This is a genomic window from Variovorax sp. F042 (assembly GCF_057814215.1).
Window position 1 is genome coordinate 36,588 of record NZ_JBVASX010000006.1, and the last position, 16,741, is coordinate 53,328.

Sequence of the window (16,741 nt, forward strand, 5' to 3'; positions counted from 1 at the left end):
TCAGTCCTCGGCGGACTTTTCCTTCTTGGCGGATTTTTTCTCCGCCTTCTTTTCGGATTTCTTCTCGGCTTTTTTATCAGCCTTCTTTTCCGCCTTCCTGGCTTCTTTCTTCTCGGCCTTTTTCTTTTCAGCCTTCTTCCTGGCCTTCTTCTTTTTCTTCTTTTCGTCCTCATCGTCCTTGGGCGTCAGCAGCGTGCCGCGGCACTGCTCCGAGCCGCACCAGCAAGGAAATTCGGACAGAAGCTTCGGCGTGTACGGCTCGTCGATGATCAGGCCGTAGTCGTAGTTGAGCTCTTCGCCGGCGGAGATGTTGCGCAGCGCCTTGATATAAACGCGCCCATCGACCTCGTCGGCTTCGCAGTTCGGCTCGCACGAGTGGTTGATCCAGCGGGCGGCGTTGCCCTTGACGTTGCCGTCGATCACACGCCCGTCGTCGATGTGAAAGTAGAAGGTGTGATTCGGCTGGGCCGGGTCATGCGGATGGCGGCGCAGCGCCTCCTTCCAGTTGATGACTTCGCCCTTGTATTCGATCAGCGTTTCGCCCTCGGCCAGGTCCTGCACGGCGAACACGCCGTTGCCATGGACATTCGAGCGCCGCGTCTGGATTCGGCGACCGGCGGAAAGTGGGGATTTGGAAGGCATCGCCGAAGTCTGTTAGTTTGAATATGCACACATGCGCGTGTGCGCGTGCGCACGCGGGAAGCCGCAGAGTATAGAGAGCCCTTAGATGACAAAGACTTTGGTAATCGCAGAAAAGCCGTCGGTGGCACAGGACATCGTCCGTGCCCTCACGCCGGTTGCAGGGAAATTCGACAAACATGACGAGCATTTCGAGAACGACACCTATGTCGTGACCAGCGCTGTCGGTCACCTGGTCGAAATCCAGGCGCCCGAGGAGTTCGACGTCAAGCGAGGCAAATGGAGCTTTGCCAACCTGCCGGTGATCCCGCCTCATTTCGACCTCAAGCCGGTCGACAAGACGAAGACGCGCCTGAACGCCGTGATCAAGCAGGCCAAGCGCAAGGACGTGACGCAGCTCATCAATGCCTGCGACGCGGGGCGCGAGGGCGAGCTGATCTTCCGCCTGATCGAGCAATACGCCGGCGGCAAGGCGGGCCTTCACAAGCCGGTCAAGCGCCTGTGGCTGCAGTCGATGACGCCGCAGGCCATCCGCGACGGCTTCGACGCGCTGCGCACCGAAAAGCAGATGCAGGGCCTGGCCGACGCCGCGCGCTCGCGCTCGGAGGCCGACTGGCTGGTGGGCATCAACGGCACGCGCGCCATGACCGCGTTCAATTCGCGCGACGGCGGCTTCTTCCTCACGACCGTGGGCCGCGTGCAAACGCCGACTCTCTCCGTCGTTGTGGAGCGCGAGGAGCAGATCCGCAAGTTCGTCTCGCGCGACTACTGGGAAATCCACGGCAGCTTCGCGGCCGAGGCCGGCGAGTACCCGGGCAAGTGGTTCAACCCCGACTGGAAGAAGGCCAACGCGCCGCTCCTGGCCAACGGCGAGCCCGACTCCGAACAGCGCGCCGACCGCGTGTGGAACGAGCAGGAAGCCCGCGCCATCGCCGACGCCTCGCGCGGCAAGCCCGCTACGGTGACGGAAGAGAGCAAGCCCACCACGCAGGCCTCGCCCGCGCTGTTCGACCTGACCTCGCTGCAGCGCGAGGCCAACGGCCGCTTCGGCTTCAGCGCCAAGACCACGCTGGCGCTGGCACAGAGCCTCTACGAACGCCACAAGGCGCTGACATACCCGCGTACCGATTCGCGCGCGCTGCCGGAAGACTATCTGCCGGTGGTCAAGCAGACCATGGGCATGCTCGCCACGAGCGGCATGAAGCACCTGGCGCCGTTCGCGCAGCAGGCGGTCGATGGCAACTACGTCAAGCCCAACAAGCGCATCTTCGACAACGCCAAGGTGTCGGATCACTTCGCCATCATCCCGACGCTGCAGGCGCCCAGCGGCCTGAGCGATGCCGAGCAGAAGCTCTATGACTTCGTGGTGCGCCGCTTCATGTCTGTGTTCTTCCCGAGCGCCGAGCACCAGGTGACCACGCGCATCAGCACGGTGGAGCAGGGCGGCAAGAAGTATCCCTTCCGCACCGACGGCAAGGTGCTGGTGAAGCCGGGCTGGCTCGCCATCTACGGCAAGGAAGCACAGGACGACGAAAAGGAAGACGACAAGGACGGCAAGCGCCTCGTGCCGGTGAAGCCGGGCGAGATCGTGAACACCGAGTCGGCCGACATCAAGGGCCTGAAGACGCGCCCGCCGGCACGCTACTCCGAAGCGACGCTGCTCGGTGCGATGGAAGGCGCGGGCAAGACCATCGACGACGACGAGCTGCGCGAGGCCATGCAGGAGAAGGGCCTCGGCACGCCAGCCACGCGCGCGGCCACCATCGAAGGCCTGATCACCGAGAAGTACATGCTGCGCGAAGGCCGCGAGCTGATTCCCACGGCCAAGGCCTTCCAGCTCATGACGCTGCTGCGCGGCCTGGGCGTGGAAGAACTCTCCAAGGCCGAGCTGACCGGCGAGTGGGAATACAAGCTCGCGCAGATGGAGAAGGGCGCGCTCAGCCGCGACGCCTTCATGCGCGAGATCGCGGCGATGACCGAGCACATCGTCAAGAAGGCCAAGGAATACGATCGCGACACCGTGCCGGGCGACTACGCGACCCTGCAGACGCCGTGCCCCAACTGCGGCGGCATCGTGCGCGAAAACTACCGCCGCTACGCCTGCACCGGCAAGAGCGGCACTGGCGAGGACGCCTGCGGCTTCTCGTTCGGCAAGTCTCCGGCCGGGCGCACCTTCGAGGTGGCCGAGGCCGAGGCGCTGCTGCGCGACAAGCACATCGGCCCGCTGGAAGGCTTCCGCTCCAAGGCCGGCTGGCCCTTCACCTCCGAGATCGTCATCAAGTACGACGAGGAAGCGAAGAACTGGAAGCTGGAGTTCGACTTCGGCGACGACAAGAACGAGGACAGCGGCGAGATCATCGACTTCAGCGAGCAGGACACCGTGGGCCCGTGCCCGGTGTGCGGCGCACCGGTGTTCGAGCACGGCAGCAACTACGTCTGCGAGAAGTCGGTGCCGACCAATGCGCAACCCACGCCGAGCTGCACCTTCAAGACCGGCAAGATCATCCTGCAGCAGCCGGTGGAGCGCGCGCAGATGGAAAAGCTGCTCGCCACCGGCAAGACCGACCTGCTCGACAAGTTCGTGAGCATGCGCACGCGCCGCGCCTTCAAGGCCTTCCTGACCTGGAACGCCGAGGAGGGCAAGGTGACCTTCGAGTTCGCGCCGCGCGAAGGCGGCAGCAAGTTCCCGCCGCGCAAGACCTTCGGCAAGGCCGCGCCCGCGGGCAAGACGGCTGCGGCCAAGAAGGTTGCTGCGAAGAAGACGCCCGCCGCCAAGAAGGCACCGGCAGCGAAGAAGGCCGCGGCACCGCGCAAGCCCGGCGCGGGCCTGAAGCCCAGCGATTCGCTGGCCGCGGTGATCGGCGCCGAACCGGTGGCGCGCACCGAGGTCATCAAGAAGCTGTGGGACTACATCAAGGCCAACGGCCTGCAGGACGCGGCCAACAAGCGCGCGATCAATGCCGACGCCAAGCTCAAGCCGGTGTTCGGCAAGGACCAGGTGACGATGTTCGAACTCGCGGGCATCGTGGGCAAGCACCTCTCGGCGCCCTGAGCCATGCGGCGCAGACACTTCAGCGCAAGCGCTGTTGCGATGGCCGTCGCGCTGCTGGGCAGCGCGGGCCTGGCCCACGCCGCCGCGTGGCCTGACAAGCCGGTCAAGCTGGTGGTGCCCTTTCCGCCGGGGCAGGCCACCGACATCTTCGCCCGCGCGCTTGCCGAGCAGCTCGGCAAGCGGCTGGGCCAGCCGGTGATCATCGACAACAAGGCCGGTGCCGGCAGCAACATCGGCACCGAGTTCGTGGTGCGCTCGCAGCCGGACGGCTACACGCTGGTGGTGGCCGGCAGCGCGATGGCGGTGAACCAGACGCTCTATGCCAAGCCGGGCTTCGACCCGCGCAAGGACCTGACGGGCATCTCGCTGATCGCGAAGGTGCCGCTGGTGTTTCTTGCAACGCCCGAGAGCGGCATCCGCACGCTGGCCGAACTCACGGCGCGCGCCAAGGCAGAGCCCGGCCGGCTGAGCTACGCGAGCGCCGGCATCGGCGGCACGCAGCATCTGTCGGGCGAGATGTACAAGTCTGCGGCGCATGTGTTCATCACGCACATTCCGTACCGGGGCAGCGGGCCGGCGCAGTCGGACTTCCTGGGCAACCAGATTCCGCTGATGGTCGACTCGGTGACGGCCGCGCTGCCGCACATCAAGTCGGGCAGGGCGGTGGCGCTGGCCGTCACCTCGGCCACGCGCTCGTCGCAACTGCCCGACGTGCCCACCGTGCGCGAAAGCGGCGTGGCAGGCACCAAGAACTTCGAGGCCGTGGGCTGGCTCGGCCTGATGGCGCCGCGCGGCACGCCGGCCGACATCGTTGAGCGGCTCAACCACGAAGTGACGGACATCCTGAAGAGCGAGCAGATGGCGCGCTTCATCCGCGAGCGCGGCTCCGAGCCCGCCCCCACGACGCCGGCCGAGTTCGACCGCTTCGTGGCGAGCGAGATCGGGGTGTGGGGCGCGGCGGTGAAGGCTTCGGGCGCGAAGCCCGAATAAGCAGGCATTAAGCAGGCATCAAGCAGGCGCCTGCGCCTCTTTGCCGCGATCCACCTCCGCGAGCAGCCAGCTGCGGAAATGATCGAGCGTGGCCAGCTGGCCGCGCCCTTCCGGGTAGCAGAACCAGTAACCCTCGTTGCCGCGGTAGCCACCGCCGGGCAAGGGCTCGTCCACAAGCCCGGAAGCGATTTCGTCCTGCACCAGGCAGCGCGGCACCAGCGCCACGCCCATGCCGACCATCACTGCGCGGATCATGGTCTGGAACTGGTCGAACTGCGGGCCCGCCAGCGGATCGAGCCCCCGCACGCCATGCGCCTCGCTCCACTGCAGCCACGACTGCGGCACGCTCACGTGGCGAAGCAGCGTGCAGCGCGCCACGTCCTGCGGCGTGCGGATGGCGACCTCGGCCTGCGCGGCGCGCGGGGCGATCAGCGCCACGTCCTGCCCGGCGAGGTAGTGCGAGCGGGCGCCGGGCCAGTGGCCGTCGCCGAAAAGAATGGCGCAGTCGAGCTCGGGCCGCTCGAAGTCATAGCCATGCACGAAGGGCACGAAATGCAGCGTGATCTGCGGATGCGCGCGCTGAAAGTCGGGCAGCCGCGGAATCAGCCACTTGGCGCCGAAGGTGGGCAGGGCGGACAGGTGCAGCGCACCGCCGCCGTCGCCGCTGGTAATGAGCTCCAGCGTGGCCGCCTCCAGCTGCGCGAGCGTGGCGCGCACCGCCTTCTCGTAGCGCTCGCCGGCCGGCGTGAGCGCCAGGCGCTTGCGGCTGCGCTCGAACAGCGTCGCGCCGATCCAGCGTTCGAGCTCCTGCACCTGCTTGCTGACCGCGCCCTGCGTGAGGTGCAGCGCCTCGGCCGCGCGCGAGACGCCGCCGAAGCGAACGACGGTCGAGAAGGCGCGCAGCAGGTTCAGGGGCGGGTTGAGACGGCGCAGTGACATGGGCGGAGTGACATGGCGGGATGCCCATTAAAACATTCCAGATCGGAATGTTAGCTGGTCTATCCTTTGCTTCAGGTAATGCAGCGAATCGCTCCATCACTCTCTGTTTCATTGGAAGAAACCCATGCTACGTCGTCACTTCATTTCCACCCTGGCTGCTGCTTCCGTCGTGCCAGGAATATCCTTTGCCCAGGGCAAGCCGATTCGCCTCGTCGTGCCGTTCCCGCCCGGCGGCGCCACCGACATCACGGCGCGCGTGCTCGGCGAGCCCCTCGGCAAGATCCTCCAGCAGCCCGTGGTGATCGACAACCGCGCCGGCGCGGGCGGCTCCATCGGCATGGCCGAGCTGGCACGCGCCACGCCCGACGGCCTGACCTTCGGCGTGGCCACGCTGTCCACCCACGGCGTGAACCCGGCCGTGTACCAGAAGCTGCCCTACGACCCGATCAAGGGTTTCGTCGCCGTGACCGAGCTGGTGAAGGCGCCGGGCGTGATCGTCATCAACCCGTCCGTGCTGCCGGTCGGCAGCTTCGCGGAGCTGGTGAAGTACCTGAAGGCCAACCCCGGCAAGGTGTCGTACGCCACGCCGGGCAACGGCACCATCGGCCACATGTGGGGCGAGCTGTTCAAGAGCAGCACCGGAACCTCGATGGTGCACATCCCCTACCGCGGTGCGGGCCCGGCCATCAACGACGTGCTCGCGGGCCAGGTGCCGGTGTACTTCGACCAGGTCGCCTCGTCGCTGCCGCATGTGAAGTCGGGCAAGCTGAAGGCGCTGGCCGTGTCCTGGAGCGGCCGGCTCGACGTGCTGCCCGAGGTGCCGACGTATGGCGAGCTGGGCTATCCGGTCAACAACGATCCTTCGTGGTTCGGCATGGTCGCACCCGCCGGCACGCCGGCCGAGATCGCGCTGCGCATGCAGCAGGCCGTGGCCACTGCGCTGAAGGACCACGCGGTGCGCGAGCGCCTTGCGTTGCAGGGGCTGTACGCCTCGGGCACCACGCCTGCCGAGTTCACGAAGCAGATCGCGGGTGAGATCGAGAAGATGAAGAAGGTGGCCGAATTCGCCCGCATCCGATTGGACTGACCGACACCTGCCTATGCATCCTGTTCTGAAACTGATCCAAACCCGCGCCCAGGTGACGAGCGTCGCCGGGCATACCCCGCTGGTGCTCGACTCCCCGCACAGCGGCACCGTCTACCCAGAAGACTTCCGCACGGTGCGCGACCTGGCCACCCTGCGCCGCGCCGAGGACACGCACGTCGAGAAGCTCTACGCCTTCGCGCCCGCCATGGGCGCGGCCTGGATCGAGGCGCACTTTCCGCGCAGCTATCTCGACGCCAACCGCGACACGACCGAGATCGACACCACGATGCTCGACGGCTCCTGGACCGATCCGGTTTCCACCGACCCGCGCGTGCTGTCGAAGGTGCGCCTGGGCAAGGGCCTGATCTGGAAGCTCACCGACGAAGGCCTGCCTATCTACGACCGCCAGCTCCCGGTGGACGAGGTGCGCCAGCGCATCGACACCTGCTGGCGGCCGTACCACGCGGCGGTGGCGCAGGCTGTAGCCGAGGCGCATGCGCGTCACGGCTACAGCATCCACATCAACTGCCACTCGATGCCGGCCATCGCGGCCAGCCATGCGACGGACTTTCCGGGCCTGGCGCATGCCGACTTCGTGATCGGCGACCGCGACGGCAGCACGGCCGACCCGGCGCTGTCGCAAAAGATCTGCGAGCACCTGCGCGCCTTCGGCTACAGCGTGGACTACAACCACCCGTACAAGGGTGTGGAACTGGTGCGCCGGCACGGCAAGCCTGCCGAGCACCGGCACAGCATCCAGGTCGAGATCAACCGCAAGCTGTACATGGACGAGGCCACGCTGGCGCTCGACGAGGCCGGCGCGGCGCGGCTGCAGGGCCAGCTGCGCTCGATGGTCGAAATGCTGCTGGCCACGGACCCGCGCTGATCCTTTGCAGCTCGATCAGGCGCCGGCGGGCGTGAAGTCGGTCGACACCGACAGCGCCTCCCACGCCTTGATCTCCTCCTGCAGCGCGCCGAGCTTCTCGCGCACCACCTTCACCGCGTCGGGGCCGAGCAGCAGGTGGGCCGGCGGGTTCGCAGCCTCGGTGATCTGGATCATGGCGCGCGCCGCCTTCACCGGGTCGCCGTCCTGCTTGCCGCTGCGCGCCAGCCGCCGCTCGCGCACCGGGCCCATCACCGGCGCGTAGTCGGCAATGGTCTGCGGTGCGCGCACCATCGAGCGGCCCGCCCAGTCGGTGCGGAAGCCGCCGGGCTCCACGGCAGTCACGTGGATGCCGAAGCTCGCCACCTCCTTGCCCAGTGTCTCCGAGATGCCCTCGAGCGCGAACTTGCTGCCGTGGTAGTAGCCCAGCCCCGGAAAGGTCACGATGCCGCCCATCGACGTGATGTTGAGGATGTGGCCGCGTCGGCGCGCCCGCATGAAGGGCAGCACCGCCTTGGCGACGGCCACGGCGCCGAACACGTTCACCTCGAACTGCTGGCGCAGCTCGTCGAGCGACGATTCCTCGACCGTGCCTTCGTGGCCATAGCCGGCGTTGTTGACCAGCACGTCGATCGGGCCGACCGAGGCCTCGACCTCGGCCACCACGCGGGCCACTTCGGCGTCGTGCGTCACGTCGAGCAGGCGGCCGAAGGAGCGGCCGGGCTGCAGCGCATCGAACTCGGCGCGCGCGGCCTCGTTGCGCAGCGTGCCGACCACGCGGTGGCCGGCGGCCAGCGCCTCCTGCGCCAGCGCGCGACCGAAGCCGCTGCTGACGCCGGTGATGAACCAGGTCCTGGGAGAAGAAGAAACCGTCATGGCGATGTCCTTGAAGGGTGGATGGAAGAACCGATGGCCTGACTGTGCGCGCGCCGCATCGCTTTGATAATCCACCCAATCGACGAAGCACCTTGAAGGTTTTCTTCAAGATCAACCGGATTCCACCCATGCGCCAGGACCAGCTCGACGGACTCGTCACCTTCGTAGCCGTGGCCGAAACACGCGGCTTTTCGGCCGCGGCTGTGCGGCTGGGCGTCTCGCCCTCGGCCGTGAGCCAGGCGGTGCGGCTGCTCGAAAAGCGCGTGGGCGTGCCGCTGTTCAACCGCACCACGCGCAGCGTGAATCTCACCGAAGCCGGCGCGCGCTTTCTGGAGCGCATCCGCCCGGCGGTGCAGGAGCTGGCCTCGGCCTCCGACGAGCTGAGCGACAGCGCCGAGCGGCCCGCGGGCCTGCTGCGGCTCACGGTGCCTCGCGCGGCCTACCTGTTCGTGCTGCAGCCGGCGCTCGGGGGCTTCCTGCGGGCCTATCCGCAGATCGACGTGGAGGTGTCGATCGACAGCGCGCTGGTCGACATCGTGGGCCGGGGCTTCGACGCCGGCATCCGCTTCGGCGGCATGGTCGAGCACGACATGGTGGCGGTGAAGGTCGGCGGGCCGCTGGCCAACAGCATCGTCGCCGCGCCGCGCTACCTGGCCGAACGCGGCACGCCGGTGCACCCGCGCGAACTGCTGGCGCACGACTGCATCGGCTTTCGCTTCGAGAGCTCGGGCCTGCTGGAGCGGTGGGAGTTCGAGAAAGACGGCGAGTCCATGACGCTCGCGGTGAGCGGCCGCCTCGTGATGAACGACGTGGCCGTGATGCTCGACGCGGCGGTCGACGGCATCGGCATCGCCAACCTGATCAGCAGCTACACCGAGCGCCACGTCGCCGACGGCCGGCTGGTGCAGCTGCTGGCCGACTGGACCACGCCGCTGCCCGACCTGACGCTGTACTACCCCGACCGAAGGCGCGTGCCGCCCAAGCTGCGCGCGCTGATCGACTGGCTGCGCGAAACAACCTTGTCGGCGCCGGGTGTGTTGTTACAGGGCGAGCTGGCCGGCGGCCTATAGTGGGCCGGCAACAACCGTCAACCAAACCATCTCTTGGAGTTTCCAGTGAAGCCAATCATTGCTGCTGTGTTCGCGATCGCAATGGGCGTGCTGGTGTCGGGCTGCGCAGGCACGGGTTCGGCCCCGGCCAGCAGCGGCGCCAATACATCGGGCGCGACCGGCGGCAGCGGCGTCACGGTGTTCGGCACCATCGACGCCAGCGTCAGCGGCACGACGAACAAGTCGTCGCGCTGATCAGGCCGTGCGCGCCGCCTACCGTCGCAGCAGCGCCTGGCGCAGCACGCGCGCAGCGCGGTCGCGGATCTTGCCTGAGCTGGAGCGCGGCGGCACCTTCGGCGCGACCTTCGCGGTGGCGCAGGCCCACAGGAAGTCATGCAGGATCGGCGTGTCGTCCACCGTCTCTGTGCTGCCGTACTTGTGGAATTCGGGGTGCCACTGGGTCGCGGCGATGTAGCTGCGGCCCTTGTCGGGGCGGCGGCGGATGGCCTCGGGCACGCGGTCGGGCAGGCTCCAGGCCTCGATCTCGAAACCGGGCGCAAGGCCCTTGATGCCCTGGTGGTGGATGCTGTTGACGCGCGCCTTCTCCACCTGCGGGTAGAGCTTCGACAGCCGCGTGCCTTGCACCAGCTCGATCTCGTGGAAGTTCTGGTCGTAGGTCACCGGGTCGCGGTGGCGCAGGCCGCCCTCGTGCTGGGCCTCGATGTCCTGGTAGAGCGTGCCGCCAAAGGCCACGTTGATGAGCTGCAGCCCGCGGCACACGCCGAAGATGGGCTTGCCGGCCTGCTCGAAGGCTTCGACCAGCGCGAGGTCGTAGAGGTCGCGGATCTGGTCGCCGATCCACGCGTCCTTCAGCGGCACCTCGCCGTAGCTGCCGGGCCAGACGTCGGCGCCGCCGTGCATGACCACGCCATCGAGCCATTCGGCGTAGTGCGACAGCTTGGTGTCGCCGCGCGCGGTTTCGCCGGTGGGGCAGGGCACCATCACGACCATGGCGCCGGCGGACATGAGCCAGTGCGCGATCGATTGCTCGACGTACTGCAGCGTCTTGTTGGTGAAGAGCGAGCGGGCCGGGTCGGCGTGCGAGAAGCAGGCGGACAGGCCGATCTTGAGCCGAGCGGAAACAGGTTGTGTCATCGCGGGACTGTCGTCGGTGGGAACCGGGCGATTGATGCGAAAAGGAAAGTCCATTTTGGCTCGTTGGCCTCTCGCACGGGGTCGGACGACACGCCAAGTATGCTTTCAACGCTGCCCCAACGAATAAGGAAGACAAGCCGATGAAAACGATCAAGGGCCCCGCCATCTTTCTGGCCCAGTTCGCGGGAGACACCGCGCCGTTCAACACGCTCGACGGCATCGCCGGCTGGGCCGCCGGGCTGGGCTACAAGGGCGTGCAGATCCCGAGCTGGGATGCCCGCCTGTTCGACCTTCAGCGCGCCGCCGAAAGCAAAACTTATTGCGACGAGGTGAAGGGCACGCTGGCAAAGCACGGCCTGGAGATCACCGAACTCTCGACGCACCTGCAGGGCCAGCTGGTGGCGGTGCACCCGGCCTACGACGCGGGCTTCGACGGCTTCGCGGCGCCCGAGGTGCGCGGCGATCCGGTGCGGCGCCAGCAGTGGGCCGTCGAGCAACTGCACTTTGCGGCAAGAGCCTCGGCCAACCTCGGGCTCACGGCGCACGCGACCTTCTCGGGCGCGCTGGCCTGGCCGTACCTCTACTCGTGGCCGCCGCGCCCGCCGGGCCTGATCGAGGAAGCCTTCGACGAACTTGCGCGCCGCTGGCGGCCGATCCTCGACGCCTTTGACGCCGTGGGCGTGGACGTGGGCTACGAGATCCACCCCGGCGAAGACCTGCACGACGGCGTGAGCTACGAGATGTTTTTGGAGCGCGTGAACAACCACCCGCGCGCCTGCCTGCTGTACGACCCGAGCCACTTCATGCTGCAGCAGCTCGACTACCTGGCCTACATCGACCACTACCACGAGCGCATCAAGATCTTCCACGTGAAGGACGCCGAGTTCAACCCGACCGGCAAGCAGGGCGTGTACGGCGGCTTCCAGAGCTGGATCAACCGGGCAGGGCGCTTCCGCTCGCTGGGCGACGGGCAGGTGAACTTCAAGGCAATCTTCTCGAAGATGGCGCAGTACGACTTCCCGGGCTGGGCGGTGCTGGAGTGGGAGTGCTGCATCAAGCACCCCGAAGACGGCGCGCGCGAGGGCGCGAAGTTCATCGCCGACCACATCATCCGCGTGGCCGACCGGGCCTTCGACGACTTCGCCGCGGGCGGGGTCGACGTGGCGGCCAACAAGCGGATGCTCGGGATCGGCTGAGCCGGCTAGCTAGCTCACCGACCGGATCGCGTCGTCGAGGATCTCCAGGCCGCGATCGATCTCCGCGGGCGTCACGGTCAGCGGCGGCGCAATGCGCCACACCGCGGCCATGCCGCCGACCGACACGATGTTCATGCTGAGGCCGCGCGCCATGCAGGCCTCCGTGATGGCCCGGCCGCGCTCGGCATCGGGCTCGCGGGTTTCGCGGTCTTTCACGAGTTCCACCCCCTGCAGCAGCCCGTGGCCGCGCACGTCGCCGATCAGCTCGTGGCGCGCCTGCAGCGTCTCCAGTCCGTGGCGCAGCCGCAGGCCCATCTCGTTGGCTCGGGCGTTGAGCTTTTCTTCTTCCAGCACGTCGAGCACGGCCAGCGCGACCTCGGCCGGCAGCGGGTCGGACACATGCGAGGTGACATGCACGAAGCCCTTGTCGTGGCACTCCTGCTCGATCGCCTCGCTGGTGATCGCCGCGCCGATGGCCACGCCGCCGCCCAGCGTTTTCGACACCGTGAGGATGTCAGGCACCACGCCGAACTGCTCGAAGGCGAAGTTGCTGCCCATGCGGCCGAAGGCGGTCTGGGCCTCGTCCAGGATCAGCAGCATGCCGCGTTCCTGGCACTTGGCCTTGAGCTTGGGCAGGTAGCCCTCGGGCGGCACGATCACGCCGCCCGAGCTTTGCACCGGCTCGGCAATGAAGGCGGCCAGCGAGCCGCTGGACTGCGCATCGACCATGTCGAAGCCGACGTCCAGGCAGGTGCTGTCGCAGGCATCGCGGCAATGCCTGATGGGGCAGCGGAAGCAGTTGGGCGGCGGGATCGACATCGTGCCGGGCTTGCGCGGCCCGTAGTCGACGTGCTGCCTGCCCGCGAAGGTGAGCCCGGCCATGCCGCCGGTCACGCCGTGCCAGCCGCCGTTCAGGCCCACGATCTCGTAGCGCCCGGTGGCCACGCGCGCCATGCGCGCCGCCGCCTCGTTGGCCTCGCCGCCGGTCGAGAGGAAGATCGATTTCGACAGCTGCGGCGGCAGCATCGAGGCCAGCCGCTCGGCCAACCCGAGCACGGCCGGCCCGACGAAGCCGCTGTACAGGTGCAACGCGCCCTCGCAGGCCTTGTGCATGGCGGCAACGATGCGCGGGTGGTTGTGGCCGATGGTGGCGCACATCTGGCCCGAGGTGAAGTCGAGGATCTCGCGGCCGTGCTGGTCCCACAGCGTGGCGCCCCGCGCCTTGACGATGACGTGCGGGCTCAGGCCCATGCCGTAGCGAATGAGATGCCGGGCGACCGTGGGGTCGTAGCCTGTGTCCTGGCCCATTGAATGCTCCTTGTCGTGGGGATGCGGCCAGCGTAGCCATCGGGCGGGAAATCGGCTGTCGTTGTAGGGGCCTTGAAACGAAGCCGATTGCATCCTGGTTGCGCCACACTGGCGGCATGAAAACCGGCACCCTCGACCGCATCGACCAATGCATCCTGGCCGAACTGCAGGCCGATGCGGGCCTGCAGAACCAGACGCTGGCAGAGCGCGTGAACCTCTCGCCCTCGGCCTGTCTCAAGCGGGTGCAGCGGCTGCGGCGCGCGGGCGTGATCCGCGAGGAGGTCGCGATCCTCGATGCCGCGCGCGTCGGCTTCCCGGTGCTGGTGATCTCGCGCGTCTCGCTGCGCAGCACCACGCGCGAGGCGTTCCGGGCCTTCGAGCGCAAGGTGCATGCGCTGCCGCAGGTGCTGCAATGCCACTGCGTGGCCGGCGAGACCGACTTCGTGCTCGTGATCTGCGCGCGCTCGCTGCCCGACTACCAGGCCTTCGCGCAGGAGCAGCTGGGCGACGCGCTGGCCCTGGAGAACTATTCGAGCGACATCGTGCTGTCGACCACCAAGTTCACGACGCAGCTGCCGCTGGACAGGGCGTAGGCCTGCGCTACAGCAGGCGCGCCAGCCGCTGGATGGCGCCGTCGATCTGCGGCTCGGCGATCAGGCCGTAGCCGAAGGCGAGGCCATTTTTTTGCAATTCAGGTACGTCAGGCGCGCCGGGCGCGTTCGGGTCGAGCGCATAGCGCGACAGCGGCGGCAGCGTGATGCCGGCTGCGGCCGCGCGTTCGACCACCGTGTGGTCGCGCGTATCGCCGTGCAGCCAGGCCGACAGGTGCAGGCCCGCATCTGAAGGAATCGCTTCGAGCCTGCCCGCGCAGTGGCGTGCCAGCGCATCGAGCAGCACGGTGCGCCGCGCGCCGTAGATCTTGCGCATCTTGCGGATGTGGCGCGCCAGGTGCCCTTCGGCGATGAAGGCGGCGAGCGCCTCCTGGCCGAGCACCGGGCCGTGCCAGTCGGCCAGCTCGCGCGCCCGCACCAGCGCCGCGCGCGCCCACGGCGGCGTCACCACGAAGCCCAGGCGCAAGGCGGGAAACAGGCTCTTGGAAAAGGTGCCGATGTAGAAGACCGACTCGGCGCGGTCCAGCGTCTGCAGTGCATCGAGCGGGCGGCCGGCGAAGCGGAATTCGCTGTCGTAGTCGTCCTCGACGACGACAGCGTTGCGCGCCCGCGCGAAGGCCAGCAGGGCGGCGCGGCGCTGCGGCGACATCGCGACGCCGGTGGGGAACTGGTGCGAGGGCGTCACGCAGACCACGCGCGCCTCGGGCGGAATGCGGTCCACGCACAGGCCCTCGCCATCGGTCGGCACCGTCATCACTCTCGCGCCCGCGGCCAGCATGGCTTCGCGCAGCGAGGGATAGAACAGCTGCTCGACCGCAACCACCGTGCGCCCCGGCACGACGAGGATGCGCGCGAGCAGCCCGAAGGCCTGTTGTGCGCCGGCCGTGACCACGATGTCGTCGGCGGTGCAGCCGACCGCGCGGGTGAAGGACACGTGCTTCGCGATGGCCTCGCGCAGCGCGCCTTGGCCTTGCGGGTCGGCGTAGTCGGCCGTCTGCCGCGCGACGCGGCGCAGCGCGCGGTCGCTCAGGCGGCGCCAGATGTCGAAGGGAAAGACGCTCACGTCGGGCAGGCCGACGCGGAAGTCGTCGCGCGCGGGCTGCGGCTGCAGCGTTGGGGCGAGGTCGGCGCCAGGAACGTTCAGCGGCACCAGCCGGGGGTCGCGCTTGGCCGTCGAGTCCTTCGTGTTGCGGCCGCGCCGGGATGCCGGCAGCGTGTCCGCCACGTAGGTGCCGGCGCCGGGGCGCGCCAGCAGGTAGCCCTCGCTCAGCAGCAGGTCGTAGGCCGCGAGCATGGTGTTGCGCGACACGCCCAGCCGCAGCGCCAGCGCGCGCGTGGCGGGCAGGCGCGCGCCGGGCTGCAGCCGGCCGTCGAGGATGGCGCTGCGCAGCTGGCGGTGCACCTCGCGCAGCAGATCACGCGAGCCGGCGCCCGGCAAGCGGATGGCGAGTTCGAAAATTGGCTCCATGAACTTCGCCGATTGTGGTTCTTTTGAAGAGCCAATTGCAAACCTATTCTGAAGGCCTTGAACACACTTGCCACGGAGTCCTTCATGAACACGGATCTCTCGACATCGCAACAGCAACCGGCAACCGAACGCCTGCCGCTGAGCCTGGGCTGGCTTGCGCTGGGCGCCTTCGCCCTCGGCACCGAAAGCTTCATGGTCGTGGGGCTGCTGCCGGTGCTGGCGGCCGACCTGCAGATCAGCGCCGCGCGGGCCGGGCAACTGGTGCTGCTGTTCGCGCTGAGCTACGCCATCGGCTCGCCGGTGATGGCGGCGCTGCTGGCGCGCTTCGGGCGCCGGCAGCTGCTGATTGCCAGCCTCGCGGCCTTCTCGGCGCTGACGCTGGCGGCGTCGATGGCGCACGGCTTTGCGCAGCTGGCGCTGGCGCGGGTCGCGCTGGGGCTGGTGGCCGGCGTGTTCCTGCCGACCGCGAGCGCCGTGGCGGCCGCGATGGTGTCGCCCGCGCTGCGCGGCCGGGCGCTGGCCATCGTGACCGGCGGAGGTACGGTGGCAGTCGCGCTCGGCGTGCCGCTGGGTGCGTGGATCGCGGGCTGGGGCGGCTGGCGCACGGCCTACCTGCTGATCGCGGCGGTGGCGGCACTCGCCACCTGGGGTCTCGCGCTCGGACTGCCGCGCCAACTGGCGCAGGCGCCGGTCGTCGCAGCCGCCGCCACGAAGGGCACACCGGCCTTTGCCGTGGCCCGCGTGCCGGGCGTGCTGCCGGCGCTGCTGACCACCATGCTGTGGACCACTGGCGGCTTCAGCTTCTATACCTACATCGCGCCGTTCCTCTCGGCCACGCTGGGCTTCGGCACCGAGGGCGTGGGCACGATGTTCTTCGCCATCGGCGTGGCGGCGGCCATCGGCACCGCGGCCGGTGGCTGGGCCACCGACCGCCTCGGCGCCGACCGCACGGCGCAGGGCTTCGCGCTGATGCTGGTGGTGATCCTGGGCGGGCTGTCTTTCTCGGCGCAGATGCTGCCGCGCGGCTTGGCGCTGCCGCTGATCGTGGGGCTGTCAGCGCTGTGGGCCTTCGCGGGCTGGGGCTTCGGGCCGGCGCAGGCGGTGCGGCTGATCCGGCTGGCACCGGAGCGCGCACCGATGACGCTGTCGCTCAACGCTTCGGCGATCTACCTCGGCATTGCGGCGGGCTCGGTGTCCGGCGGCGCGGCGATCGAGCTGGTCGGCGTCAGCGCGGTGGGCTGGGTGGGGGCGGCCTTCCAGTTCGCGGGATTGATGCTGCTGTTACGCGCGGCGCACAAGGCGCGGACGGCCGGTTCGGCGCTGGCAGCGGCTGCTACGGCTTGATCGGGCGCTGAATAACTATACTTTTGATAGCAAACAGCTCTCCAACCACGGCCCTTCGGGGCCTTTTTCATGGGATCGTTGTTTTTAAGACCGGCAATTGTCATGCCCCGCAAGCTATAATGTCGGGTTCGTTTCGATACCACG

15 protein-coding genes are annotated in these 16,741 nt (G+C 68.2%); 9 read left to right on the plus strand and 6 right to left on the minus strand.

Translation table 11 applies throughout. The features are described 5' to 3' along the window. On the minus strand, window positions 1-642 hold the full coding sequence (locus tag ACZYSP_RS19685) for an SET domain-containing protein (protein ID WP_354336584.1): 642 nt from the start codon (window positions 640-642) through the stop codon (window positions 1-3). An 85-nt stretch (window positions 643-727) separates the two neighbouring features. Here ACZYSP_RS19685 and ACZYSP_RS19690 point away from each other — a divergent pair, with 85 nt between their 5' ends. Beyond that, window positions 728-3,691 carry a DNA topoisomerase III gene (locus ACZYSP_RS19690; RefSeq protein WP_489016030.1) on the plus strand — a complete coding sequence of 988 codons (2,964 nt, stop codon included), beginning with the start codon at window positions 728-730 and terminating at the stop codon, window positions 3,689-3,691. 3 nt (window positions 3,692-3,694) lie between these two features. Beyond that, a complete protein-coding gene (locus tag ACZYSP_RS19695) occupies window positions 3,695-4,681 on the plus strand; it encodes a tripartite tricarboxylate transporter substrate binding protein (protein WP_489016032.1) in 987 nt (328 codons plus the stop codon). Between the two features lie 18 nt (window positions 4,682-4,699). On the opposite strand, the gene ACZYSP_RS19700 is transcribed toward ACZYSP_RS19695, so the two are convergent. Further along, window positions 4,700-5,620, minus strand: coding sequence for a LysR substrate-binding domain-containing protein (locus ACZYSP_RS19700; RefSeq protein WP_307614720.1), 921 nt, complete (start codon window positions 5,618-5,620; stop codon window positions 4,700-4,702). Between the two features lie 124 nt (window positions 5,621-5,744). On the opposite strand from ACZYSP_RS19700, the gene ACZYSP_RS19705 reads away from it, so the two are divergent. Continuing rightward, window positions 5,745-6,707 carry a tripartite tricarboxylate transporter substrate binding protein BugE gene (locus ACZYSP_RS19705; protein WP_093055184.1) on the plus strand — a complete coding sequence of 321 codons (963 nt, stop codon included), beginning with the start codon at window positions 5,745-5,747 and terminating at the stop codon, window positions 6,705-6,707. Between the two features lie 13 nt (window positions 6,708-6,720). Then, window positions 6,721-7,593 carry an N-formylglutamate amidohydrolase gene (locus ACZYSP_RS19710; protein WP_489016035.1) on the plus strand — a complete coding sequence of 291 codons (873 nt, stop codon included), beginning with the start codon at window positions 6,721-6,723 and terminating at the stop codon, window positions 7,591-7,593. 15 nt (window positions 7,594-7,608) lie between these two features. Here the strand turns inward: ACZYSP_RS19710 and ACZYSP_RS19715 are convergent, their stop codons facing one another. Further along, window positions 7,609-8,466 carry an oxidoreductase gene (locus ACZYSP_RS19715; RefSeq protein WP_093076318.1) on the minus strand — a complete coding sequence of 286 codons (858 nt, stop codon included), beginning with the start codon at window positions 8,464-8,466 and terminating at the stop codon, window positions 7,609-7,611. A gap of 92 nt (window positions 8,467-8,558) precedes the next feature. Here ACZYSP_RS19715 and ACZYSP_RS19720 point away from each other — a divergent pair, with 92 nt between their 5' ends. Both ACZYSP_RS19720 and ACZYSP_RS19725 read left to right on the plus strand, forming a co-directional pair. Next, the gene (locus ACZYSP_RS19720) at window positions 8,559-9,536 is read left to right on the plus strand and encodes a LysR family transcriptional regulator (protein WP_489016037.1); all 978 of its coding nucleotides are present in this window, start codon (window positions 8,559-8,561) and stop codon (window positions 9,534-9,536) included. A gap of 45 nt (window positions 9,537-9,581) precedes the next feature. After that, a complete protein-coding gene (locus ACZYSP_RS19725; RefSeq protein ID WP_354336574.1) occupies window positions 9,582-9,770 on the plus strand; it encodes a hypothetical protein in 189 nt (62 codons plus the stop codon). 18 nt (window positions 9,771-9,788) lie between these two features. Here ACZYSP_RS19725 and ACZYSP_RS19730 read toward each other — a convergent pair whose 3' ends face one another. Then, on the minus strand, window positions 9,789-10,670 hold the full coding sequence (locus tag ACZYSP_RS19730; RefSeq protein WP_093055178.1) for a gamma-glutamyl-gamma-aminobutyrate hydrolase family protein: 882 nt from the start codon (window positions 10,668-10,670) through the stop codon (window positions 9,789-9,791). A 140-nt stretch (window positions 10,671-10,810) separates the two neighbouring features. Between ACZYSP_RS19730 and ACZYSP_RS19735 the strand changes: the two genes are divergently transcribed. Beyond that, window positions 10,811-11,866: a sugar phosphate isomerase/epimerase family protein gene (locus ACZYSP_RS19735; protein ID WP_489016040.1), complete on the plus strand. Its 1,056-nt coding sequence runs from the start codon at window positions 10,811-10,813 to the stop codon at window positions 11,864-11,866. Between the two features lie 9 nt (window positions 11,867-11,875). Here ACZYSP_RS19735 and ACZYSP_RS19740 read toward each other — a convergent pair whose 3' ends face one another. Next, window positions 11,876-13,174: an aspartate aminotransferase family protein gene (locus tag ACZYSP_RS19740; protein WP_489016042.1), complete on the minus strand. Its 1,299-nt coding sequence runs from the start codon at window positions 13,172-13,174 to the stop codon at window positions 11,876-11,878. Window positions 13,175-13,290: 116 nt separating this feature from the next. Here ACZYSP_RS19740 and ACZYSP_RS19745 point away from each other — a divergent pair, with 116 nt between their 5' ends. Continuing rightward, on the plus strand, window positions 13,291-13,767 hold the full coding sequence (locus tag ACZYSP_RS19745; RefSeq protein WP_093055172.1) for an Lrp/AsnC family transcriptional regulator: 477 nt from the start codon (window positions 13,291-13,293) through the stop codon (window positions 13,765-13,767). Window positions 13,768-13,774: 7 nt separating this feature from the next. Here the strand turns inward: ACZYSP_RS19745 and pdxR are convergent, their stop codons facing one another. After that, complete coding sequence (pdxR, locus tag ACZYSP_RS19750; protein ID WP_489016045.1) at window positions 13,775-15,253, minus strand: MocR-like pyridoxine biosynthesis transcription factor PdxR; 1,479 nt, start codon at window positions 15,251-15,253, stop codon at window positions 13,775-13,777. 84 nt (window positions 15,254-15,337) lie between these two features. Between pdxR and ACZYSP_RS19755 the strand changes: the two genes are divergently transcribed. Continuing rightward, entirely contained in the window at window positions 15,338-16,597 is a 1,260-nt protein-coding gene (locus ACZYSP_RS19755; protein WP_489016047.1) for an MFS transporter, read from the plus strand. Window positions 16,598-16,741: the final 144 nt, after the last annotated feature.